This window comes from Roseateles saccharophilus, from assembly GCF_031458095.1.
Taxonomy (GTDB): Bacteria; Pseudomonadota; Gammaproteobacteria; order Burkholderiales; family Burkholderiaceae_C; genus Pelomonas; species Pelomonas saccharophila_A.
In genome coordinates, this window is record NZ_JAVDXU010000001.1 from 1,151,306 (window position 1) to 1,173,846 (window position 22,541).

General features: G+C 65.5%; 15 protein-coding genes and 6 tRNA genes. 4 read left to right on the plus strand and 17 right to left on the minus strand.

Going from position 1 to position 22,541, the window contains the following annotated elements:
- The first annotated feature begins 73 nt into the window (after positions 1-73).
- The 3 genes from J2X20_RS05245 (at position 74) to J2X20_RS05255 (ending at position 3,518) form a co-directional block, all read left to right on the plus strand.
- Positions 74-1,039: a LysR family transcriptional regulator gene (locus J2X20_RS05245; RefSeq protein WP_310261836.1), complete on the plus strand. Its 966-nt coding sequence runs from the start codon at positions 74-76 to the stop codon at positions 1,037-1,039.
- 94 nt (positions 1,040-1,133) lie between these two features.
- On the plus strand, positions 1,134-2,699 hold the full coding sequence (locus tag J2X20_RS05250) for an ABC transporter substrate-binding protein (protein ID WP_310261839.1): 1,566 nt from the start codon (positions 1,134-1,136) through the stop codon (positions 2,697-2,699).
- 168 nt (positions 2,700-2,867) lie between these two features.
- Positions 2,868-3,518, plus strand: a complete 651-nt coding sequence (locus J2X20_RS05255) for a trimeric intracellular cation channel family protein (RefSeq protein ID WP_310261842.1) — start codon at positions 2,868-2,870, stop codon at positions 3,516-3,518.
- Between the two features lie 58 nt (positions 3,519-3,576).
- Here J2X20_RS05255 and J2X20_RS05260 read toward each other — a convergent pair whose 3' ends face one another.
- From J2X20_RS05260 to J2X20_RS05280, 5 genes are all read right to left on the minus strand, one after another.
- Positions 3,577-5,337, minus strand: a complete 1,761-nt coding sequence (locus tag J2X20_RS05260) for a beta-1,3-glucanase family protein (RefSeq protein WP_310261846.1) — start codon at positions 5,335-5,337, stop codon at positions 3,577-3,579.
- Positions 5,338-5,667: 330 nt separating this feature from the next.
- Positions 5,668-6,621, minus strand: coding sequence for an NAD(P)H-dependent flavin oxidoreductase (locus J2X20_RS05265; RefSeq protein ID WP_310261848.1), 954 nt, complete (start codon positions 6,619-6,621; stop codon positions 5,668-5,670).
- 10 nt (positions 6,622-6,631) lie between these two features.
- A complete protein-coding gene (locus J2X20_RS05270) occupies positions 6,632-8,419 on the minus strand; it encodes an acyl-CoA dehydrogenase (protein WP_310261850.1) in 1,788 nt (595 codons plus the stop codon).
- A gap of 77 nt (positions 8,420-8,496) precedes the next feature.
- A complete protein-coding gene (locus J2X20_RS05275) occupies positions 8,497-9,429 on the minus strand; it encodes an electron transfer flavoprotein subunit alpha/FixB family protein (protein ID WP_310261852.1) in 933 nt (310 codons plus the stop codon).
- Positions 9,430-9,507: 78 nt separating this feature from the next.
- Complete coding sequence (locus tag J2X20_RS05280; protein ID WP_310261853.1) at positions 9,508-10,263, minus strand: electron transfer flavoprotein subunit beta/FixA family protein; 756 nt, start codon at positions 10,261-10,263, stop codon at positions 9,508-9,510.
- A gap of 174 nt (positions 10,264-10,437) precedes the next feature.
- Between J2X20_RS05280 and murI the strand changes: the two genes are divergently transcribed.
- Positions 10,438-11,265 (plus strand): glutamate racemase, encoded by an 828-nt coding sequence (gene murI, locus J2X20_RS05285; RefSeq protein WP_310261856.1) that lies wholly within the window; start codon positions 10,438-10,440, stop codon positions 11,263-11,265.
- Positions 11,266-11,270: 5 nt separating this feature from the next.
- Here the strand turns inward: murI and J2X20_RS05290 are convergent.
- The 12 genes from J2X20_RS05290 to J2X20_RS05345 form a co-directional block, all read right to left on the minus strand.
- Positions 11,271-11,359 (minus strand) — tRNA-Leu (locus J2X20_RS05290).
- Positions 11,360-11,427: 68 nt separating this feature from the next.
- A tRNA-Gly gene (locus J2X20_RS05295) sits at positions 11,428-11,503 on the minus strand.
- Between the two features lie 46 nt (positions 11,504-11,549).
- A tRNA-Gly gene (locus tag J2X20_RS05300) sits at positions 11,550-11,625 on the minus strand.
- A 23-nt stretch (positions 11,626-11,648) separates the two neighbouring features.
- Positions 11,649-11,722, minus strand: a tRNA-Cys gene (locus J2X20_RS05305).
- A 74-nt stretch (positions 11,723-11,796) separates the two neighbouring features.
- Positions 11,797-11,872: transfer RNA gene (locus tag J2X20_RS05310), tRNA-Gly, on the minus strand.
- A 105-nt stretch (positions 11,873-11,977) separates the two neighbouring features.
- Complete coding sequence (lon, locus tag J2X20_RS05315; RefSeq protein ID WP_310261859.1) at positions 11,978-14,392, minus strand: endopeptidase La; 2,415 nt, start codon at positions 14,390-14,392, stop codon at positions 11,978-11,980.
- A gap of 71 nt (positions 14,393-14,463) precedes the next feature.
- On the minus strand, positions 14,464-15,732 hold the full coding sequence (gene clpX, locus J2X20_RS05320) for an ATP-dependent Clp protease ATP-binding subunit ClpX (protein WP_310261862.1): 1,269 nt from the start codon (positions 15,730-15,732) through the stop codon (positions 14,464-14,466).
- A gap of 133 nt (positions 15,733-15,865) precedes the next feature.
- The gene (clpP, locus tag J2X20_RS05325) at positions 15,866-16,474 is read right to left on the minus strand and encodes an ATP-dependent Clp endopeptidase proteolytic subunit ClpP (RefSeq protein WP_310261864.1); all 609 of its coding nucleotides are present in this window, start codon (positions 16,472-16,474) and stop codon (positions 15,866-15,868) included.
- A 113-nt stretch (positions 16,475-16,587) separates the two neighbouring features.
- Positions 16,588-17,901 carry a trigger factor gene (tig, locus tag J2X20_RS05330; RefSeq protein ID WP_310261869.1) on the minus strand — a complete coding sequence of 438 codons (1,314 nt, stop codon included), beginning with the start codon at positions 17,899-17,901 and terminating at the stop codon, positions 16,588-16,590.
- Positions 17,902-17,930: 29 nt separating this feature from the next.
- Positions 17,931-18,017, minus strand: a tRNA-Leu gene (locus J2X20_RS05335).
- A gap of 145 nt (positions 18,018-18,162) precedes the next feature.
- Positions 18,163-21,348, minus strand: coding sequence for an efflux RND transporter permease subunit (locus J2X20_RS05340; protein WP_310261872.1), 3,186 nt, complete (start codon positions 21,346-21,348; stop codon positions 18,163-18,165).
- Positions 21,349-21,361: 13 nt separating this feature from the next.
- Positions 21,362-22,501 carry an efflux RND transporter periplasmic adaptor subunit gene (locus tag J2X20_RS05345; RefSeq protein WP_310261875.1) on the minus strand — a complete coding sequence of 380 codons (1,140 nt, stop codon included), beginning with the start codon at positions 22,499-22,501 and terminating at the stop codon, positions 21,362-21,364.
- Positions 22,502-22,541: the final 40 nt, after the last annotated feature.

The window sequence follows — 22,541 nt, forward strand, 5'->3', positions numbered from 1 at the left end:
ATAGGGCAGGCTCGATGGAAGGGAACGGCGCTTCGAGTCCAATAGCCGGAGCGCGGCCACTACCGGAACGACCATGGAAGACCTCGACGGCGGATTTGTCAGCGACTTGCTTGCCCTTGCCGCCGTGGCCGAATCCAGGAGCTTTGGTCGTGCGGCACTGCGCCTGGGCAAGACCCAACCCGCGGTGAGTCGCGCCATCCAACGGTTGGAGGACCGCCTGCGGGCGAAGCTGGTGCATCGCAGCAGCCGGCACGTCGAAGTGGCAGACGCCGGACACGAGCTGTTGTCAAAGGTACTGCCCCTGCTCCAGGGGATCGAAGACGCTGCCGTCGGAGCCTCAGGCCAGGCCGCAGCCGTCAAGGGAACGCTCCGTGTGGCCTGTGACGCCGTCTTTGCCCGCCTGGTATTGGCGCCGGAATTGGCCCAGTTCCTGAAGTGCCACCCCGGACTTCAACTGAAGTTGGAGACCAGGAACGACCTCTCGGACCTCGTGAGCGATGGCTTTGATCTGGCCATACGGTTTGGACCACCCTCCCTGTCGACCCTGGTCTGTCGCCGGCTCTACAGCCCGCGGGTCCTGACCGTGGCCGCGCCGTCCTACCTCGCGCAACGGGGTAGGCCGAAGGCGCCCAGGGATCTGGTCGAAGATGGTCACGAGTGCATTCTGGCCATCGACCCAGCCACCGGCAGGTCCTTCGACTGGGAGTTCTGGCGCGGCGATGAGAAGGTCAAGGTGGCCGTGAGCGGCAGCCTGACCGTCACCGAAGCGGGCACCAAGATTGGCGCCTGCCTTGCGGGCCATGGCATTGTCCAGGTGATCGACCTCGGCATCGACGCCCACCTGCGCGCGGGCACGCTGGTGCCCGTTCTGGCGGACTGGCCTGACGAAACCTTCCCTCTCTACGTCTATTACCCCAGTCGCGACCACGTTCCGGCCAAGGTCAGGGCGTTCATCGACTTCGTGGCCGGCATGATGACGGGCTTGCAATCACCGGCGCCCGCCAACCGACCACCCGTCACCGAGCAAGCGGCGCTGTGACCCCAGCCCCAGCAGGGAAACAGTCCGGCAACACCCCGGAAACCCATCGGCAATCAGCGATCATCGCGGCTCCGAATCAACGAGGATTCCCAAGATGAAGCTGCGTCTGGTCGCCGCCGCCCTGCTGGCGTGCGCATCCCTCACCGCCAATGCCAACTCGCTGCGCTGGGCCGCGCAGAACGACATCCAGACGCTGGATCCGCATTCGCAGAATCACTCGGCGACGTCGACCATCACGGGCTATGCCTACGAGGGCCTGACCCGCTACACCGAGAAGTTCGACGTCGAGCCGGCGCTGGCCACCAAGTGGACCTATGTGACGCCCACCCAGCTGCGCTTCGACCTGCGCCGCGGCGTCAAGTTCCACGACGGTACGCCCTTCACGGCGGATGACGTCGTCTTCAGCCTGCAGCGCATCAAGCATCCGGCCAGCAACATGATCATCTACGCCTCCGGCATCAAGGAGGTGAAGAAGATCGACGACTACACGGTGGACTTCATGCTCGAAGGTCCCAACCCCGTGATCACGCGCAACCTGACCTATGTGCGCATCCTCAGCAGGGCCTGGGCGGCCAAGAACCGCTCGGAGAACCCGCAGGACTTCAAGGCCAAGGAAGACACCTACGCCTCGCGCAACGCCATGGGCACGGGGCCGTTCAAGATCGTCAGCTGGACGCCCGACCAGAAGATCGCCATGGTGGCCAACAAGGACTGGTGGGACAAGCCCAAGGGCAACATCAGCGAGGTCACCTATCTGCCCATCAAGTCCGACGCGACCCGCGTGGCCGCCCTGCTCTCCGGCGACCTCGACCTGCTGACCGACCTGCCGCCCCAGGATGTCGCCAAGCTCAAGGCCGACCCCCGCCTGAAGGTCATCGACGGCCCGGAGAACCGCACCATCTTCTTCGCGCTGGACATCGGCAGCGACGAGCTCAAGGGCTCGAACGTGAAGGGCAAGAACCCGCTGAAGGACAAGCGCGTGCGCGAGGCCATGTCGCTGGCCATCGACCGCGAAGCCATCAAGCGCAGCCTGATGCGCGGCCTGTCCATCCCGGCCGGCATCATGGTGGCGCCGGTGGCCTACGGCTGGTCCCAGGAGCTGGACACGGTGGCCAAGTCCGACTTGGCCCGTGCCAAGCAGCTGATGGCGGAAGCCGGCTACGCGGAGGGCTTCGAGACGCCGCTGGCCTGCCCGAACGACCGCTACGTCAACGACGAGGAGATCTGCCAGGCCGTCGTCTCCATGTGGGCGCGCGTCGGCATCAAGGCCAAGCTCAGCACCCAGCCCATGACCCAGCACTCGGCCGCCATGCAGCGCTACGAGCTGCCGCTGTATATGTACGGCTGGGGTGTGACGACCTTCGACGCGCAATACACGCTGCAGGACATCGTCCACACCAAGACCGGCGGCGCAGACGGCAAGGGCAATTTCTCGCGCGTCAGCGATGCCAAGGTCGACGCCCTGGTGCAACAGATGAAGGTCGAGACCGACGTGCCCAGGCGCCTGGCGCTGATGCAGGAGGCGCTCAAGCGCACCCGCGACGAGTTCCTCTTCATCCCCATCCACCACCAGGTGCGCCCCTGGGCGATGAAGGCCGGCGTGACGATTCCGCATTCGGCCAACGACGCGCCGCAGGCCAAATGGGCCACGGTGAAATGATGCCCCTCGCCCAGTCTCGCTCCGCTGGACGCGAGCGCGCCTGGTCGGTCCCCGAGGGGACGGCGATGCTTGCCGGATTGACCGGCAAGCACATCGCCAAAGGCGGGCCGGCTAGGGCGCGGCCCGGCGCTCGGCCCGCAAGCTACAGCGTCACTCGATGATCCGAGAGTGAAACCTCCCGTCATCAACTTCTCGACGATCCAGTCCGTCGTCGAGATCACCGCCACCCTTGCCTTCGCGCTGTCCGGCCTGCTGGCCGGCGCGCGCAAGCATCTCGACGTCGTCGGCTTGTGCATCGTGGCGGGCCTGTCGGCCTTCGGCGGCGGCACGCTGCGCGATGTGCTGCTGGACCGGCGGCCCTTTTTCTGGGTTGAGCACGCCGACTGGCTGTGGGCACTGATGGCCCTGTCCTTCGCTGCCATGCTCTTCCTGCGCCGACGCCACCTGGCGCTGACGGAGAAGGCCATCCAGTGGCCCGACGCCTTGGGTCTGGGCCTGTTCACCGCCAACGGCGCGCTGATCGCTCTGGACCTGGGCCAGCCGCCCATCGTCGCCGTGCTGATGGGCGTGATCACGGCCACCTTCGGCGGCGTGCTGCGGGACATCGTCTGCAACGAGATTCCGGCTGCCTTCCACGACCACCGGCCCTACGCGCTGTGCAGCTTCGTCGGGGGCTGGGTGCTGGTGGGCGCCGTGCAGCTGCAAGCGCCGCAATGGGCGGTCATCAGCGCTGCAGCGGCAACGGCCGTGCTGCTGCGCGGGCTTGCACTCTGGACCGGTTGGACGCTGCCAGCCTGGCGCATCAACGCCAGGCGCTGAACGGATCCGCAAAAGAAAAGGCCCCGCAACGCGGGGCCTTGTTCATGGCGTAGTGGGCCTACCAGCCGATGGTGTAGGTCACCGTCGTCGGGGCCTGGGTGTGCAGCGACGGGCTGAAGTCGCCGACGTCGTCATACGCAAAGCCATAGGCCTTCTTGTTGATGCTGTGGTCATGCCAGAACTTGGCGTACCAGTTGCCCAGCGTGCCCGACGGGTAATGGGCAGACTGGACGTACCAGTTGGCTGGCGTTTCCATCACGTGGCGATTCAGCGCGGCGCAGATCTGGGCCTGGATCTGCAGCTGCGTGCCCGTGTTGGTCGGGTTGCCGCTCGCGTCGGCCAGCAGGCCGGCGCCCAGCAGCACCATGGCCGTGTCGGGCTTGCCGTTGATGTAGAAGGTGCCGGCCGGCGAGCCGCCCGTGAAGGTGAAGCGGTCCCCGCTGACGCGGCCGCGGAAGGTGCCCAGGTTCTGCAGCGTGAAGACCAGGTCTTCGTTGCGGTAGCGCGCCCAGACGGCGTCGATATAGGGCTGCAGATAGTTGGCGTTGGCCTGGCCGGGTTTGAAGCTGGCGTGAGCCGGGGCCATGATGCGGTACGGTGAATAAGGCGACTGGGCCAGCGGCTTGAACTGCGTGGGCACCTCGGCAATGAACTTGCTGAAGAGCTGGTCGCGCGTCTCGGCCAGGGCCTCGCCCACGGTCTGGTCATAGCCACCCAAGCCCTGCACGCGCAGCTTCAGCGGGAAGCCGAAATGGTCGACGCGCGTCGTGTTGATGAAGATGCCGGGGTCCGGGCGGCCCTGCGGGATGATGGCCATCTCGCCGAAGTCGAAGTAGACGTCGATGTTGGGATCGGTCGGGTTCTCGATGTTGGCGCCGGCATAGCCGATGTTGCCGTTGCCATCGACGACGACCTTGATGTACATCGGCGAGCCCACCGACAGCAGCACGCGGGCCGAATTCAGCGCCGGGATGGTGATGGAGCGGGTGTTGCTGAGCTTGTGGAAGTAGTTGGTATAGGTCTGGCCTCCCTTGGTCAGCGCGCCGTTGTCGGCCGTGGACATGGGAATGAAGTTGCCCGAGGCATCCACGCGCACGAACTTGTCGGTGCTCCAGTCCTTGCCAATGATGGCCCAGTAGACCTGATCGTCGGCCCAGCGGCCGCCGGTCTGGTTGACGATGTTGAAGGTGGTGCGGCCGTTCCAGGTGCCGCTGGCCTGGCCGACCTTGTACGAGGACGTCAGGTCGTTGAAGCCACGGTTGACGAGGTTGGGCTCGTTGGCTGCCAGGACCAGCGAGGAGCCGCCGTAGTTGACGTCGTTGTACAGCGTGACCTGGTAGCCCGACTGCACCTTGACGGAGGAGACGCGGTCGTTCCAGGCCGTGCCGATCCAGCTCGAATCGGCGCTGACGCACAGGCTGGCGCCGGTGTAGTTGATGTCGGCGTAGAAGCAGATCGGACCGCTGGCCGTGTCGCCGCCCACCGTGTACGTGAACTTGGGCGTGTCGTAGGCCGGCGTGCCGTTGTTGTAGGTGAACCAGTAGCCGATCACGTTGCCGCTGGCGACGGTGAGCTTCTGTTCATAGCGGCCGTTGGCGGCCGTCATGCGGATGTTCTGCTGGGCGCCGTTGTTGACCGTGTAGTGGGCATCGACCCAGGTGGTCGACACATTGGACTTGAACCAGATCGTGGCCGTGGTGCCGCTGACCTCGACACCCTGGGTGTAGTCCTGGGCCAGGGCCGGCGTGGCACCGAGCAGGCCGAGGGCCAGCAACCAACAAGCGCCGAGCAGGCGCAAGCAACGCAAAACAAGATTCACCTTTGTCTCCTTGCCCGCTCGTCGTGGGGATCGGCGGGTCGTTCGGGTCCCAACGCTGGGAGGGCGGATTGGCCCTTCCCCGGCCGGCGTCTCGACTGCGAAGACCTACTGCTCTCCCCCGCATGCAGCCGCTGCAAGGGTCAGGTCGCCATCGGAAAGCATTTATGAAAGCGCTTTCAAATTTGCCTGCCATCCTCCTGGGAGAAGCAAGAAAGCGGTTTCATGGAAAACCCGTGCGAGACGTTTTCATGCGTCGCCCGCTTCAGGGACAGGAAATCCACCAAAAGCAACGGCCGCCTCGAGGGCGGCCGTTGCAGCTTCAGGTGCGGATCAGCTCAGGGACAGGCGCTGCCGCGCTGCCGCGTACTCGCGCTTGAGACGGCCGATCAGCTGCGCCGCCGGCACAACCTCCTTGACCGCGCCAATACCCTGGCCGCTGCCCCAGATGTCCTTCCAGGCCTTGGCCGCGCTGCCACCGAAGTTCATCTTGCTGGGGTCGCTCTCCGGCAGGTTCTCCGGGTCCAGGCCCGCCGCGACGACGGAGCCGCGCAGGTAGTTGCCATGCACGCCGGTGAAGAGGTTGCTGTAGATGATGTCGTCGCTGTTGCTGGCGACGATCATCTGCTTGTACTCCGCGCTGGCGCGCGCCTCTTCGGTCGCGATGAAGGCCGAGCCGATATACGCCAGGTCGGCACCCATGGCCTGGGCGGCCAGGATGGCGTCGCCCGTGCCCATGGAGCCCGACAAGGCCAGCGGGCCATCGAACCATTCGCGGATCTCGTGGATCAGCGCGAACGGGCTTTTCACGCCCGCATGGCCGCCCGCACCGGCCGCCACGGCGATGAGGCCGTCGGCGCCCTTCTCGATGGCCTTCCTGGCGAACTTGTTGTTGATGATGTCGTGCAGCACGATGCCGCCCCAGCCATGCACGGCCGCGTTCACGTCCTCGCGCGCGCCCAGCGACGTGATGACGATGGGCACCTTGTACTTGGCGCAGACCTGCATGTCGTGCTCGAGGCGCTCATTGCTCTTGTGCACGATCTGGTTGATGGCAAAGGGCGCGGCCGGCTTGTCCGGATTGGCGCGGTTGTAGGCCGCGAGCGTTTCGGTGATCTCGGCCAGCCACTCGTCGAGCAGTTCGGCGGGCCGGGCGTTGAGCGCCGGCATGGCGCCGACGACGCCGGCCTTGCACTGCTCGATGACGAGCTTGGGGTTGCTGATGATGAAGAGCGGCGAGCCGATGACCGGCAGCGGCAGGTTCTTCAGGATCGGTGGCAATGCCAATTCAGTCTCCTCAGAAGGATTCGAGCGACAGCTCGGTCACGCTGTCCGCGCCGTCCACGATGGCGGCACGCAGCGATGCGGTGCGCGGCAGGATGTGTTCGGCATAGAAGCGCGCCGTCGTGATCTTGGCGGCCATGAATTCCTTGTCAGTCGCCAAGGCGTCTTCCGCGGCCATCAGGGCCCGCGCGAGTTGCCAGCCGGCGACGAGATTGCCCGCCAGCATCAGATAGGGCACCGAGCCGGCATAAGCGGCATTGGGATTGCCCTTGGCGGAACCGGCGATGAAGTCGACCACGGCCAGAAAGTCCTCGCGCGAGCTGCGCAGGGCCTTCAGCACCGCGCGGGCGGCGACGCTGTCGCGCTTGGCCAGGGCGCCTTCCGTCACTTCGATCTGGCCGGCGATGCCGCGCGCCAGCTGGCCGCCGTCGCGCGAGGTCTTGCGGCCGACGAGGTCGTTGGCCTGGATGGCCGTCGTGCCTTCGTAGATGGTCAGGATCTTGGCGTCGCGGTAGTACTGGGCCGCGCCGGTCTCCTCGATGAAGCCCATGCCGCCGTGCACCTGCACGCCGAGCGAAGTGACCTCCAGGCTCATCTCGGTGCTGTAACCCTTCACCAGCGGCACCATGAAGTCGTAGAAGGCCTGGTTCTGCTTGCGCGCCTCGGCATCGGGATGATGATGGGCGGCGTCGAACGCAGCCGCAGCGGTACTCGCCATCGCGCGGCAGCCCTCGGTCAGCGAGCGCATGGTCATCAGCATGCGGCGCACATCGGGGTGGTGGATGATGGCGGCGCTGCCGGCCACCGAGCCGTCCACCGGGCGGGACTGCACCCGGTCCTTGGCGTAGGCCACGGCCTTCTGGTAAGCGCGGTCGGCGATGGCGATGCCCTGCAGGCCGACGCCGTAGCGGGCCGCGTTCATCATGATGAACATGTACTCCAGGCCGCGGTTTTCCTGGCCGATCAAGGTGCCGATGGCGCCGCCGTGGTCGCCGAACTGCAGCACGGCCGTCGGGCTGGCCTTGATGCCCATCTTGTGTTCGATGGACACGCAGTGGGCGTCGTTGCGCGCGCCCAGCGAGCCGTCGGCATTGACCATGAACTTGGGCACCAGGAACAGGCTGATGCCCTTCACGCCCTCCGGCGCGCCGGCCACGCGGGCCAGCACGAGGTGGACGATGTTCTCGGCCATGTCGTGCTCGCCATAGGTGATGAAGATCTTGGTGCCGAAGATCTTGTAGCTGCCGTCTCCCTGAGGCTCGGCGCGCGTGCGCACCAGGGCCAGGTCCGAGCCGGCCTGAGGCTCGGTCAGGTTCATCGTGCCCGTCCACGAGCCGTCCAGCAGCTTGGGGATATAGACGCTGCGCTGCTCGTCGCTGCCCGCGGTCAGCAGGGCTTCGACGGCGCCGTCGGTCAGCAGCGGGCACAGCGCGAAGCTCATATTGGCCGACTGCAGCATCTCGTTGCAGGCCGCCGCAATCGTCTTGGGCGCGCCCTGGCCACCGAACTCGGGCGGGTGCACCAGGCCCTGCCAGCCGCCTTCGCCATAGGCCCGGAAGGCCTCCTTGAAGCCGGGCGTCGTCGTGACCACGCCGTCCTTCCAGCTCGACGGGTTCTTGTCACCCTCGAAGTTCAGCGGCGCGATGACGTCCTGGGTCAGCTTGGCGCATTCGTCCAGCACGGCAGCGGCGGTGTCCAGGCCGAAATCGGCGAAGGCAGGGATCTGTTGGGTCAGCGTCTCCAGGCCAGCGAGGTGCTGGATGTTGAAGAGCATGTCCTTGACGGGGGCTTGGTAACTCATTTGTTCCTCCTGGCGGAAACAAAAAGGGCGCCGCGACGACGAAAGTCGGGGCGCCCGATGTGGTCAGCGTGGGCTGTTTACAGCGCGGCGACGAGTTCCGGCACGGCCGTGAACAGGTCGGCTTCCAGGCCGTAGTCGGCCACCGAGAAGATGGGCGCTTCCGGATCCTTGTTGATCGCGACGATGACCTTGGAATCCTTCATGCCGGCCAGATGCTGGATGGCGCCGGAGATGCCGCAGGCCACATAGAGCTGGGGCGCGACGATCTTGCCGGTCTGGCCGACCTGCCAGTCGTTGGGGGCGTAGCCGGCGTCCACGGCGGCGCGCGAAGCGCCGAGTGCAGCGCCCAGCTTGTCGGCCAGCGGCGTCAGCACTTCCATGAACTTGTCGTTCGAGCCCAGGGCACGGCCGCCGGACACGATGATCTTGGCGGCGGTCAGCTCGGGGCGATCGCTCTTGGTGACCTCGCGGCCGACAAAGCTGCTCTTGCCCGAGTCGGGCGCAGCGGCCGCGGATTCCACGGCGGCCGAGCCACCGGTGGCAGCGGCCGGGTCGAAGCCGGTCGTGCGCACGGTGATGACCTTGGTGGCGTCGGCGCTCTGCACGGTGGCGATGGCGTTGCCGGCGTAGATCGGGCGCTCGAAGGTGTCGGCGCTGACGACCTTGGTGATGTCGCTGATCTGGCCCACGTCCAGCAGGGCAGCGACGCGCGGGGCGACGTTCTTGCCGGCGGCGGTGGCGGGGAAGAGGATGTGGCTGTAGCTCGAGGCCAGCGCGATGACTTGCGCGGCGACGTTCTCGGCCAGGCCTTCGGCCAGGGCGGCGGAGTCGGCGTGCAGGACCTTGGCGACGCCAGCGATCTGCGCGGCGGCCGCGGCGGCGGCGCCGGCGTTGTGGCCGGCCACCAGCACGTGCACGTCGCCGCCCAGGGCAGCAGCGGCGGTGACGGTATTCAGGGTGGCGGCCTTCAGGGTGCCGTGGTCGTGTTCAGCAATGACGAGTGCGGTCATTTCAATATCTCCAAATTCTTTTGAATCAGTTGAGGACAGAGCACGCGGCTGCGCCGCGCGGTCTGTCCCGCAAGGTCATCAGATCACCTTGGCTTCGGTCTTCAGCTTGGTGACGAGGGTGGCCACATCAGGCACCTTCACGCCAGCGCCACGCTTGGGCGGCTCGCTGACCTTCAGCGTCTTGATGCGTGGCGTCACGTCCACGCCCAGGTCGGCGGGCTTGACGACGTCGAGCTGCTTCTTCTTGGCCTTCATGATGTTGGGCAGCGTGACGTAGCGCGGCTCGTTCAGGCGCAGGTCGGTCGTCACGACGGCCGGCAGGCTCAGCGACACGGTCTCGAGGCCGCCGTCCACTTCACGCGTCACGTTGACCTTGTCGCCGGCCACTTCCACCTTGGAGGCGAAGGTGCCTTGCGGCATGCCGGTCAGCGCGGCCAGCATCTGGCCGGTCTGGTTGCAATCGTCATCGATGGCTTGCTTACCCAGAATGACCAGCGAGGGGCCTTCCTTGTCCACCAGGGCCTTCAGCAGCTTGGCGACGGCCAGGGGCTGCAGCTCCAGGTCGGCGGGCGTCTCGACCAGGATGGCACGGTCGGCACCGATGGCCATGGCGGTGCGCAGGGTTTCCTGGCACTGCGTGACGCCGCAGGACACGGCGATCACTTCGGTGACGGCGCCCTTCTCCTTCAGGCGCACGGCCTCTTCGACGGCGATCTCGTCGAAGGGGTTCATCGACATCTTCACGTTGGCGATATCAACGCCCGTACCGTCGCTCTTGACGCGCACCTTGACGTTGTAGTCGACGACGCGTTTGACAGGGACCAAGACCTTCATCGAAAACTCCAGCTCGAATTGACGTAAACGTTAATCAGATTCTAAGGGTCGCTCCGGGCGGAGCCGCGCATAAAAAAGCACGATCGTTCGATTCTAGCCAGACCCTTGTTGGCGGTGGACGAAGCTTTTTTGGAGAGGCCTCTCGAAATCGTGAAGCTAGACTGCTTTTTGCCCATGCAGATTGAACCCAACACGCGCCGCGAGATCGGCGTCTTCGACTCCGGCGTCGGCGGACTGACGGTGCTGCGCGAGTTGCGCGAGCAGTTGCCCACCGCGCGCCTGCGCTACCTGGCCGACACCGCCTATGCGCCCTATGGCAACCGCAGCCCCGAGGACATCCGTGCTCGCAGCATCGCCATAACCGAACATCTGATCGAGTGCGGCGCCGAACTCATCGTCGTGGCCTGCAACACAGCCACGGCTCATGCCATCGAGGCGCTGCGCGAGCGCTGGCCCACCCTGCCCTTCGTCGGCACTGAGCCTGGCATCAAGCCCGCCGTTGCGGCAACGCGCAATGGCCGCATCGGCCTGCTGGCAACGCCCGCGACGGCGGCCAGTGCAAGGCTGCGCGCCTTGATTGACAGGCATATAGGCGATCGACAGGTCGTCGTGCAGGGCTGCGCCGGCGTCGTCGATCACATCGAGGCCGGCGACCTGGACAGCACCGAGCTTCGGGCTCTGGTCGAGCGCTATTGCGAGCCCTTGCGCGCGGCCGGCGTCGACACCGCCCTGCTGGGCTGCACTCACTATCCATTCATCGAGCCGCTGTGGCGAGCGGCGCTGGGTGCCGATGTTGAATTGCTGCGTATCGAGACCGCTGTCGCGCGTCGCGCGGTCAGCCTGTGCCCCCCCACTGACGGCGCACCCGCACTGGACATTGAGACCAGCGGCGATCCGGTCGCCCTGCAGGGCTGGATCAGCCGAGTGCTGGGCTGGCAGGACACGGCCGTCCACGCCTGGCAGCCCGAAAACAGGAACGGCCAGCAGGTGCTGACCGTTTGAGGAGTTGGTGCGCGGGACGGGACTTGAACCCGTACGTCCCTTTCGAGACGGCGGATTTTAAGTCCGCTGCGTTTACCGATTTCGCCACCCACGCGGCGAGCGGATTATCCCGGCCGCACAAAAGAAAACGGGAGACTCGATCGCTCGAATCTCCCGTGAATTTGGAGCGGGTAACGAGGCTCGAACTCGTGACCTCAACCTTGGCAAGGTTGCGCTCTACCAACTGAGCTACACCCGCGCATTTCGCCTGGCCTTGCGGCCAAACATCGGTGCGACCGATTTTTTGGAGCGGGTAACGAGGCTCGAACTCGTGACCTCAACCTTGGCAAGGTTGCGCTCTACCAACTGAGCTACACCCGCATGGTGCCTAAAAGCGAATTTTTTGGAGGCGCGGTCCGGAGTCGAACCGGACTAACCGGATTTGCAATCCGGGGCATAACCGCTTTGCTACCGCGCCGCCGTAAAACCCAATCAAAGCCGTTGGTGCGACTCTGATGAAAAAGGGAAGCCGGGGCTTCCCTTTTGAAAAACTGGAGCGGGTAACGAGGCTCGAACTCGTGACCTCAACCTTGGCAAGGTTGCGCTCTACCAACTGAGCTACACCCGCATTGCTTACGCAATTTCGCTAGAACACTTGGATCACTCTTTGCGATCTAGCGAAGCTGGCATTGTAATCCAATTTTTGGTCGGCTGACAAGCCAGCGGCACTTCTTCAGTGAGGGACCACCGTGGTCTTGGCGGCGCCATCTTCCGGCTTGGCCGCGGCGACGGGGACTTCCTCGTCGGGCAGCGGCGTCGGCGCGGCTTCCAGTGCGACCTCGAGCACGCGCTCGATCCAGCGCACCGGCACGATCTCCAGCTGGTTCTTCACGTTCTCCGGAATGTCCTGCAGGTCCTTGACGTTCTCTTCCGGGATCATCACGGTCTTGATGCCGCCGCGGTGGGCCGCGAGCAGCTTCTCCTTCAGGCCACCGATGGCCGTGACTTCGCCGCGCAGTGTGATCTCGCCGGTCATCGCGACGTCGGCACGCACCGGGATGCCGGTCAGCGCGGACACGAAGGCCGTCGTCATCGCAGCACCCGCGCTCGGACCATCCTTGGGCGTCGCGCCATCGGGCACGTGGACGTGCACGTCGCGCTTCTCGAAGACCTCGTCCTTGATGCCGAGACGACGGGCGCGCGAGCGCACCACCGTGCGAGCAGCCTCGACCGACTCCTTCATCACATCGCCGAGCGAGCCCGTGCGGATGATGTTGCCCTTGCCCGGCATCGCGGTGGCTTCGATGGTCAGCAGATCGCCGCCCACTTCGGTCCATGCGAGGCCGACGACCTGGCCGACCTGGTTCTTCTTCTCGGCACGGCCGAAGTCGTACTTGCGCACGCCCAAGAAGTCGTTGAGGTTGTCCTCGGTAACCGTGACCTTGCCCTCATAGGTCTTGAGCTGGATGCCCTTGACCACCTTGCGGCAGATCTTGGACATCTCGCGCTCGAGCGAGCGCACGCCGGCTTCCCGCGTGTAGTAGCGGATGATGCCGCGCACGGCAGACTCGGTGACTTCCAGCTCTTCGTCCAGCACGCCGTTGTTCTTGCGTTGCTTGGGCAGCAGATAGGTCTGGGCGATGTTGACCTTCTCGTCCTCGGTATAGCCCGACAGGCGAATCACTTCCATGCGGTCCAGCAGGGCCGGCGGGATGTTCATCGAGTTGGACGTGGCGACGAACATCACATCGGACAGGTCGAAGTCGACCTCGATGTAATGGTCACCGAAGGTGTGGTTCTGCTCGGGGTCCAGCACCTCCAGCAAGGCCGACGACGGGTCGCCACGGAAGTCCATGCCCAGCTTGTCGATCTCGTCGAGCAGGAACAGCGGATTGCGCGTGCCCACCTTGGTCAGCGACTGCAGCACCTTGCCCGGCATGGAGCCGATATAAGTGCGGCGGTGGCCGCGGATCTCGGCTTCATCGCGCACGCCGCCCAGGGCCATGCGGATGAACTTGCGGCCGGTGGCGCGGGCCACGCTCTGGCCGAGCGAGGTCTTGCCGACACCCGGAGGGCCGACCAGGCACAGGATGGGCGCCTTGACCTTCTCGACGCGCTGCTGCACCGCGAGATATTCAAGGATGCGGTCCTTGACCTTCTCGAGGCCATAGTGGTCTTCGTTGAGCACGTCCTCGGCGTTCTTGAGGTCGTGCTTGATCTTGGTCTTCTTGCTCCAGGGCAGGTTGACCAGGGTGTCGATGTAGTTGCGCACCACCGTCGCTTCGGCGGACATGGGCGACATCAGCTTGAGCTTCTTCAGCTCGGCGTCGGCCTTCTTGCGCGCTTCCTTGGGCATGCGGGCCGCGAGAATCTTCTTCTCGAGCTCCTCCATGTCGGCGCCTTCTTCGCCGTCGCCGAGTTCCTTCTGGATGGCCTTGACCTGCTCGTTCAGGTAGTACTCGCGCTGGCTCTTCTCCATCTGGCGCTTGACGCGGCCACGGATGCGCTTTTCGACCTGCAGGATGTCGACCTCGTGCTCGAGCAGGTCGAGCAGCTTCTCCAGGCGCTTGGCCACTTCGGCCAGGTCCAGCACGGCCTGCTTGGCATCGAGCTTGAGCGGCAAGTGGGCGGCGATGGTGTCGGCCAAGCGGCCCGGATCGTCGATGCCGCCGATGGACGTCAGGATCTCGGGCGGGATCTTCTTGTTGAGCTTGACGTACTGGTCGAACTGCTGCGTGACGGCGCGGCGCAGGGCCTCGACCTCGGGCGCGTGCTCGGTCTCGGGCGGGATGGGCGTGACCTCGGCGACGAAGTGCTCGCCGGGCTCGGTGATGGACAGGGTCGTGGCGCGCTGCAGGCCTTCGACCAGCACCTTCACGGTGCCGTCGGGCAGCTTGAGCATCTGCAGGATGCTGGAGACGCAGCCGACCTCGAACATGTCTTCGGGCTTGGGCTCGTCCTTGCCGGCGGCCTTCTGGGCCACCAGCATGATCTGGCGGCCTGCCTCCATCGCGGCCTCAAGGGCCTTGATGGACTTGGGGCGCCCGACGAACAGCGGGATGACCATGTGCGGGAAGACGACGACGTCGCGCAGCGGCAGCAGCGGCAGCGTGATGGGGTCGGCGGGAAGGATGGGATGTCCGGACATGAAGACCTCTCTTTCTCAGGCCGATGTGCGGCCTGAGGGGGCGATTGCAAGTTGGAGGGCTCAGTGGCGGTTTACGCGCTGGCCTTTTGTTCGCGGTAAACCAGCAAGGGACGTGCCGAGGCGTCCTCGATGTTGTGTTCGTCCAGCACGACCTTCTCGACACCTTCCAGCGCCGGCAGGTCGAACATGGTGTCGATCAGGGACTGCTCCATGATGGAGCGCAGGCCGCGCGCGCCGGTCTTGCGCGCCAGCGCCTTGCGGGCGATGGCGGCGAGTGCCGGCTTGCGGATCTCGAGCTCTACGCCGTCCATCTCGAACAGCTGCTGGTACTGCTTGACCAGGGCGTTCTTGGGCTCGGTCAGGATCTGCACCAGGGCGTCCTCGGTCAGCTCGCCGAGCGTGGCGACGACGGGCAGGCGGCCCACCAGTTCGGGAATGAGGCCGAACTTGATGATGTCCTCGGGCTCGCATTCGCGGAAGACCTCGGAGACACGGCGTTCGCTCTTGCTCTTCACCGTGGCGCCGAAGCCGATGCCCGACTTCTCGCTGCGGTTCTGGATGACTTTCTCCAGGCCGTCGAAGGCGCCACCGCAGATGAACAGGATGTTGGTCGTGTCGATCTGCAGGAAATCCTGGTTGGGGTGCTTGCGGCCGCCCTGCGGCGGCACCGAGGCCATCGTGCCTTCAACGAGCTTGAGCAGGGCCTGCTGCACGCCCTCGCCCGACACGTCGCGGGTGATGGACGGGTTGTCGGCCTTGCGCGAGATCTTGTCGATCTCGTCGATGTAGACGATGCCGCGCTGCGCACGCTCGACGTCGTAATTGCAGTTCTGCAGCAGTTTCTGGATGATGTTCTCGACGTCCTCGCCGACATAGCCGGCTTCGGTCAGCGTCGTCGCGTCGGCGATCACGAAGGGCACGTTCAGCAGGCGCGCCAGCGTCTGCGCCAGCAGCGTCTTGCCGGAGCCGGTGGGACCGATCAGCAGGATGTTGCTCTTGGAGAGCTCGACCGAATCCTTGGTCGTGCTCATGTGGCGCAGGCGCTTGTAGTGGTTGTAGACGGCCACGGCCAGCGTGCGCTTGGCGACGTCCTGGCCGATGACGTATTGATCGAGGCTGGCCTTGATCTCGCTGGGCACGGGCAGGTCGGACTTGCCGGCGCGCGCGGCAGGCGCCGGCGCCGGGATCTCGTCACGGACGATGTCGTTGCACAGCTCGATGCATTCGTCGCAGATGAAGACCGAGGGACCGGCGATCAGCTTTTTGACTTCATGCTGGCTCTTGCCACAGAACGAGCAGTACAGAACTTTTTCGCTGGAGGTGCCTTTTTTGTCGGCCATGGGGTCTGCTCGGGATGCCAGTGGTCAGGCGGGTGCCTGAAATGATGATAGTCCAAACGATCTCGGGGCCCTCGTAGGGATAAGGGCCCCGATTGCGCTGCGAATCCGGGGGCCAGTTACGGCCCCTCACAACTCAGGGCCGGTGTTCCAGCACCTGGTCGATCAGGCCGTAGGTCTGGGCCTCGGCCGCGGACATGAAATAGTCGCGCTCGGTATCCGACTGGATTTTCTCCAGGGTTTGGCCGGTGCGCTCGGCCAGGATGCGATTCAGGGTCTCGCGAGTCTTCAGGATTTCACGCGCATGGATTTCGATATCCGTGGCCTGGCCCTGAGCGCCGCCCAGCGGCTGGTGAATCATCACCTTGGCATTGGGCAGGGAGAAGCGCTTGCCCTTGGCACCGGCCGCGAGCAGGAAAGCGCCCATGCTGGCCGCCATGCCCATGCACAGGGTGGACACCTCAGGCTTGATGAACTGCATGGTGTCGTAGATCGACATGCCGGCCGACACGCTGCCGCCCGGGCTGTTGATGTAGAGCGAGATCTCCTTGTCAGGGTTCTCGCTTTCCAGGAACAGCAGCTGGGCGACGACGAGGTTGGCCACCGCATCGTTGACGGGGCCCACCAGGAAGACGATGCGCTCGCGCAGCAGGCGCGAATAGATGTCGTAGGCGCGCTCGCCACGGCCGGACGTTTCGATGACCATGGGCACCAGGCCCAGGTTGGTGGTTTCGAGAGCGCTCATTCAGGTCCTTGAAAACAGATTCAGCATCAGCCGTTATGGGGGCAGATTATGAGGTTGCAAGCAAAAGGGCGCCGAGCCTCGCGGCACGGCGCCCTTGATGCAGCCAGGGGCTATCAGTTGCCGGCGGCCATCAGCTCGTCGAACGGCAGCGCCTTGTCGGTCACCTTGGCCGTGGACAGCACGTAGTCCGTGACATTGTTCTCGACGACGACAGCCTCGACTTCGGCCATGCGCTCACGGTCACCCAGGTACCAGCGCATCACTTCAGCGGGCTTCTCGTAGCTCTGCGAAAGCTCTTCGATGTGGGCCTGCAACTGGGCCGGCTTGGCGAACAGGTTGTTGGCCTTCACCAGCTCGGAAACCACCAGGCCCAGGCGCACGCGGCGCTCGGCCTGGGGCTTGAAGATGTCGGTGGGGATCTCGGCCTTGTCGGCATCCTTGACGCCGCGCTTCTTCAGGTCCTCACGGGCCTGCTCGACCATGCGGGCGGCTTCGCCTTCGATCAGCGCATTGGGCACTTCCAGCTCGGAGGCGGCCACCAGGGCGTCCATGACGGCACCCTTGTTGCGGGCCAGCACGCGGAACTTCACTTCGCGCTCGAGGTTCTTCTTGATGTCGGCGCGCAGGCCTTCGACCGTCGCGTCCTTGATGCCCAGGGACTTGGCGAAGGCCTCGTTCACCTCGGGCAGGTGCTGGGCTTCGATCTTCTTGACGGTGACGAGGAAGTCGGCTTCCTTGCCGGCCACGTCCTTGCCGTGGTAGTCCTCAGGGAACTGCAGCGGGAAGGTCTTGGACTCGCCGGCCTTCATGCCACGCACGGCAGCGTCGAACTGCTCCAGCATCTGGCCTTCGCCGATCAGGAACTGAAAAGCCTCGGCCTTGCCGCCGGGGAAGGGCTCGCCGTCGATCTTGCCTTCGAAGTCGATGGTGACGCGGTCGCCGGCCTGGGCCACATCGGCAGCCGGGCGCTGGGCGAAGCTGCGCCGCTGCTTGCGCAGGATTTCGACGGTCTTGTCGATGGCTTCGTCGGTGACTTCGCTGGTGACGCGCTCGACTTCAGCGGCGGCCAGGTCGCCGATCTTGACTTCGGGGTAGATCTCGAAGATCGCGTCAAAAGCCATCTGGCCTTCGGGAGCTTCGTTCTTCTGCTCGATGCGCGGAGCGCCGGCGACGCGCAGCTGGGCTTCGTTGGCGGCGGTCATGAAGGCCTGGCCGACCTTGTCGTTGACGACTTCGTACTGCACCGAGTAGCCGTAACGCTGGGCGACGACATTCATCGGCACCTTGCCGGGGCGGAAGCCGTCGGCCTTGACGGTGCGGGCCAGCTTCTTCAGGCGCGACTCGACTTCGTTGTTGATGTCAGCGGCCGCCACGTGCAGGGTGATGCGGCGCTCCAGCTTTTCGAGGGTTTCGACGGTGACGGCCATGATGGACTCGGGAAACAGTTGAAGGACAGTGGTGCGCGGGGCCGGACTCGAACCGGCACGCCCGTGAAGGCGTCAGGACCTAAACCTGGTGCGTCTACCAATTTCGCCACCCGCGCAACGGGTTGGTTTTTGTCGGGTTGCTTCAGGAAGCAACCCTTTTGGGACGATTCAGGCGATTCGGCAAACCGGCGATTGTAGCGACCCCGCGCGGTCTACCGGCCGCCCCGATGCGCGGGGCGGCAAAACCCTGAAGAAACGGCGTCAGGCCTGGCCGGGGATTTCGCTGTCGACGAACTGGGTTTGCAGCCGGCTGTGCTCTTCTTCCCGAGGCCGCATGACGCGGAACCAGGCCGCGTACATGGCCGGCAGGGCCAGCAGCGTCAACACGGTGGCGACGATGAGGCCGCCCATGATGGCCACCGCCATCGGGCCCCAGAACACGCTGCGCGACAACGGGATCATGGCCAGCACCGCCGCCGCCGCCGTTAGCACGATGGGACGGAAGCGCCGCACCGCCGACTCGACGATGGCCGACCAGTCCGGCACGCCGCGGGCGCGATCCTGCTCGATCTGGTCGATCAGGATGACCGAGTTGCGCATGATCATGCCCATCAGCGCGATGACGCCCAGCAGCGCAACGAAGCCGAAGGGCCGGTTCAGCACCAGCAGCGCCATGGCCACGCCGGCGATGCCCAGCGGGCCGGTCAGGAAGACCAGCATGGCGCGGCTGAAGCTCTGCAACTGCAGCATCAGCAGCGTGAAGGTGATGAAGAGCATGATGGGCACGCCAGCCGCGATGGAGCCCGTTCCCTTGCTGCTCTCCTCCACGGCGCCGGCGATCTGGATGCCGTAGCCGGTGGGCATCTGCTTTTGCAGCTCATCCAGCTTGGGCCAGACCTCCTTGGTCACTGTCGCGCCCTGAAGGCCTTCGGCGACGTCGCCCTGCACGGTGACGGCGTAGAGCCGCCCCTCGCGCCACATCACGCCCGGCTCCCAGTCGAACTCGACCTTGGCGATCTGCGTCAGCGGAATGGCACGGCCGGTGCTCGCCGGCACATAGGCATTGGCGATGTCGGTGATGACGGCGCGCTCGTCCAGCGGCTGGCGCAGCACGATGTCGATGAGCTTGTCGGCTTCGCGGTACTGGCCGATGACGGTGCCCGACAGCAGGGTGCGGGCCGACTGCGCCAGGCCCTGGCTGGACACGCCGAGCGCCCGCGCCTTGTCCTGGTCGATCTTGAGGCGCAGCATCTTGACGTTCTCGTTCCAGTTGTCATTGACGCCGCGCATGTTCGGGCTAGCGCGCAGGATGTCCTTGGCCTTGTCGGCCCAGTCGCGCACGATCTTGGGGTCGGCGCCGGTGACGCGGAACTGCACCGGATAGGGCACCGGCGGCCCGTTGGGCAGCAGCTTGACGCGGCCGCGCGCATCCGGGAATTCTTCGGCCAGCACGGCCGGCAGGCGCTTGCGCAACTCCTCGCGAGCCGCCAGATCCTTGGGCAGCAGGATGGACTGCGTGACATTGGCCTGCGGGAAGATCTGGTCCAGCGGCAGATAGAAGCGCGGCACGCCGGAGCCTATCCAACTCGTCACGCTGGCAATGCTCGGCTCCTTCAGCATGCGCGCCTCGAAGCGCTTGGCCAGGGCCTCGGTCTCCTGGATGGTCGAGCCCTCGGGCAGCCACAGGTCGACCAGCACCTCGGGGCGGCTGGAGTCGGGGAAGAACTGCTGCTGCACGCGGCCCATGCCGAGGATGCCCAACGCGAACACCAGCAGCGTGATGCCAATGGTCTTCCAGCGGTTCTCCACGCACCAGCGCACCACGGCGCGAAAGCGGTTGTAGAAGGGGGTGTCGAAAAGCTCGTGCACCTCGCCGTCCGCAGCCGGCTTGCTCTTTAGCAGCAGGGCGCCAAGATAGGGCACGAAATAGACCGAGACGAGCCAGGAGATGACGAGCGAGGCCGCGGTCACGGCAAAGATGGCGAAGGTGTATTCGCCCACCGTCGACTTGGCCAGGCCGATGGGCAGGAAGCCCACCGCCGTGATCAGCGTGCCGGTCAGCATGGGCATGGCCGTCACGTCGTAGGCAAACGTGGCCGCGTGCATCTTGTCGTAGCCCTCTTCGAGCTTGCGCACCATCATCTCGACGGCAATGATGGCGTCGTCCACCAGCAGGCCCAGCGCGATGATCAGCGAGCCCAGCGAGATCTTGTGCAGGCCCACCCCCCAATAGAACATGGTCGTGAAGGTGATGGCCAGCACCAGCGGGATGGTGATGCCGACGACGAGGCCGGGCCAGATGTCGATGCGCAGCGGCTTGGTGTGCAGGCCCAGCGAGATGAAGCTGACCGCCAGCACGATGACGACAGCCTCGATGAGCACATGCACAAACTCGCCGACCGAGGTCGTCACGGCCTTGGGCTGGTCCTGGATCTGCTCGAGCTGGATGCCGGCCGGCAACTCACGCTCTATGCCCTTGAGGGCGATGTTCAGCGCCTTGCCCATCGCGATGATGTCGCCGCCCTTGGCCATGGACACGCCCAGCGCCAGCACTTCCTTGCCCTGGTGGCGCACCTTGGTGGCCGGCGGGTCGACGTATGCGCGCTTGATGTCGGCGATGTCGCCCAGGCGCATCTGGCTGGCCACGCCGGTCTGCGGGTTGATGGCGCGGATGGGCACCTCGGCCAGGGCCTGGGCTGTCGTGAACTGACCCTGCACGCGGATCTGGAAGTTGGCGCTGCCGGCGTTCAGCACACCGGCGCCCTCGACGGCGTTCTGCGCGCCGATCTGATTGATGACCTGGTTGAAGTCCAGGCCCAGCTGGGCCAGGCGCTTTTGCGAGACCTCGATGAAGACCTTCTCGGGCTGCACGCCGAAGATCTCGACCTTGGCTACATCCTTGACCTGCAGCAGGGCCTGGCGCACGCGGTCGGCATGCTCGCGCAGCTCCTCGCGGCTGAAGCCGTCGGTCGACAGCGCGTAGATGGAGCCGTAGACGTCGCCGAACTCGTCGTTGAACACCGGGCCCAGCACACCCTGGGGCAGGGTCGAGCGCATGTCGCCGATCTTCTTGCGCGTCTGGTACCAGAGGTCGGCGACCTCCTTGGGCGGCGTGTTGTCCTTGACCTGGAAGACCGTCAGTGACTCGCCCGGCTTGGTGTACGAACGGATCTTGTCCGCGTGGTTCACCTCCTGCAGCGTCTTCTCGATCTTGTCGGTGACCTGGTCGGCCATCTGCTGGGCCGTGGCGCCCGGCCAGAAGGCCTGGATGACCATGGCACGGAAGGTGAACGGCGGGTCCTCGTCCTGGCCAAGCTGGAAATAGGCGACGAAGCCCATCAGCATCAGCACCACCATCAGGTAGCGCGTCAGGGCCGGGTGCTCGAGCGCCCAGCGCGAGAAATTGAAGCCGCCGACGTGGGGCTGCTTGGTGATATCGGGACTCATATGCGGCCCCGGCTCAGCGTGAGGCCGCAGAAGCCGCGGCAGCCGTCGGCGCCGCCGTCGTGCGCGGCGGCACGTAGCGCTTGACCTTCTGGCCTGGGCTGAGCACATGCACGCCCGCGACGACCACCTCCTGGCCGGGGCTCAAGCCGCCGGCAATGATGACCTCGTTGCCGTCGGCGCCGCCCACCTGCACGGCCACCGGTTTGACGGTCATCGAGGCGCCGTCCAGCGTCCAGACCGAGGTCTTGCCGCTTTGCTGCAGCACCGCCGCCAGGGGCAGCTTGATGACGCCGACCCTCTGCGGCAGGTCAAGCACCACGGTGGCGGACTGGCCGAGCCTGACGTCCAGCTTGCCGGCGTCGGCCTTGATGAGAAAGGTGCGGGTGACAGGGTCGGCTGCGGCGGCGACCTCGCGCAGCGTCAGCGGCCAGGTCTTGTCGCCGCCCCACAGGCGCACCTTGAGCGCACCGGCCAAGCCGGCGGCCGCCTTCACGGGGCCGATCTGATCCTCAGGCACGGAGAAGACGATGTCGCGTGGACCATCCAGGGCCACGGTGACGACCGGCGTGCCGGCGGCCAGCACCTGGCCGGGCTCGGCGTTGATGCCGGTGACGACGCCGGCGGCGTCGGCCAGCAGCTGGGCATAGCCGGCCTGGTTGCCCTGCACGTCGGCTTGCGCCTTGGCCTGCTCGAGCTGGGCCTGGGCGGCCTTGAAGGCCGAGTCGCGCCGCTCCAGCTCGGCGGCGCTGATGAAGCCCTGGCGCTGCAGATCGACGAAACGCTTGTAGTCCTGGCCGGCCTGGTCGCGGTTGGTGCGCGCGGCCATGACGGCGGCACTGGCGGCCGCTTCGGCCAGCTTCAGGTCCTGGGCGTCGATGCGGGCCAGAGCCTGGCCGGCCTTGACCGAGTCACCCAGGTTCACGGAACGGCTCAACAGCTTGCCGCTGACGCGGAAGGACAGGCGGGATTCGATGCGCGGCCTCACCTCGGCCGCATACTCATGGCTGGCATTGGCCGCGCCGGCATTGACGAGTTGCGTGCGCACAGCGCGTTCCGGCTCGGGAGCGGCAGGCTGCTTGCCACACCCGGACAACAGTGCGGAAAGCAGCGTCGCCAGCAGCAGGGGCGGCGCGAGACGCAGAAGATGGGGCATGCAAACCTCGGCAGGGTGAAACGACCAGCCCTGAAATTTA

What these genes read in the sequence shown, in the direction of transcription:
- J2X20_RS05245 (WP_310261836.1), top strand. Translation starts at nt 74, where the DNA reads ATGGAAGACCTCGACGGCGGATTTGTCAGCGACTTGCTTGCCCTTGCC.
- J2X20_RS05250 (WP_310261839.1), top strand. Translation starts at nt 1,134, where the DNA reads ATGAAGCTGCGTCTGGTCGCCGCCGCCCTGCTGGCGTGCGCATCCCTC.
- J2X20_RS05270 (WP_310261850.1), bottom strand. Translation starts at nt 8,419, where the DNA reads ATGAGTTACCAAGCCCCCGTCAAGGACATGCTCTTCAACATCCAGCAC.
- J2X20_RS05275 (WP_310261852.1), bottom strand. Translation starts at nt 9,429, where the DNA reads ATGACCGCACTCGTCATTGCTGAACACGACCACGGCACCCTGAAGGCC.
- J2X20_RS05280 (WP_310261853.1), bottom strand. Translation starts at nt 10,263, where the DNA reads ATGAAGGTCTTGGTCCCTGTCAAACGCGTCGTCGACTACAACGTCAAG.
- murI (WP_310261856.1), top strand. Translation starts at nt 10,438, where the DNA reads ATGCAGATTGAACCCAACACGCGCCGCGAGATCGGCGTCTTCGACTCC.
- lon (WP_310261859.1), bottom strand. Translation starts at nt 14,392, where the DNA reads ATGTCCGGACATCCCATCCTTCCCGCCGACCCCATCACGCTGCCGCTG.
- clpX (WP_310261862.1), bottom strand. Translation starts at nt 15,732, where the DNA reads ATGGCCGACAAAAAAGGCACCTCCAGCGAAAAAGTTCTGTACTGCTCG.
- clpP (WP_310261864.1), bottom strand. Translation starts at nt 16,474, where the DNA reads ATGAGCGCTCTCGAAACCACCAACCTGGGCCTGGTGCCCATGGTCATC.
- tig (WP_310261869.1), bottom strand. Translation starts at nt 17,901, where the DNA reads ATGGCCGTCACCGTCGAAACCCTCGAAAAGCTGGAGCGCCGCATCACC.
- J2X20_RS05340 (WP_310261872.1), bottom strand. Translation starts at nt 21,348, where the DNA reads ATGAGTCCCGATATCACCAAGCAGCCCCACGTCGGCGGCTTCAATTTC.
- J2X20_RS05345 (WP_310261875.1), bottom strand. Translation starts at nt 22,501, where the DNA reads ATGCCCCATCTTCTGCGTCTCGCGCCGCCCCTGCTGCTGGCGACGCTG.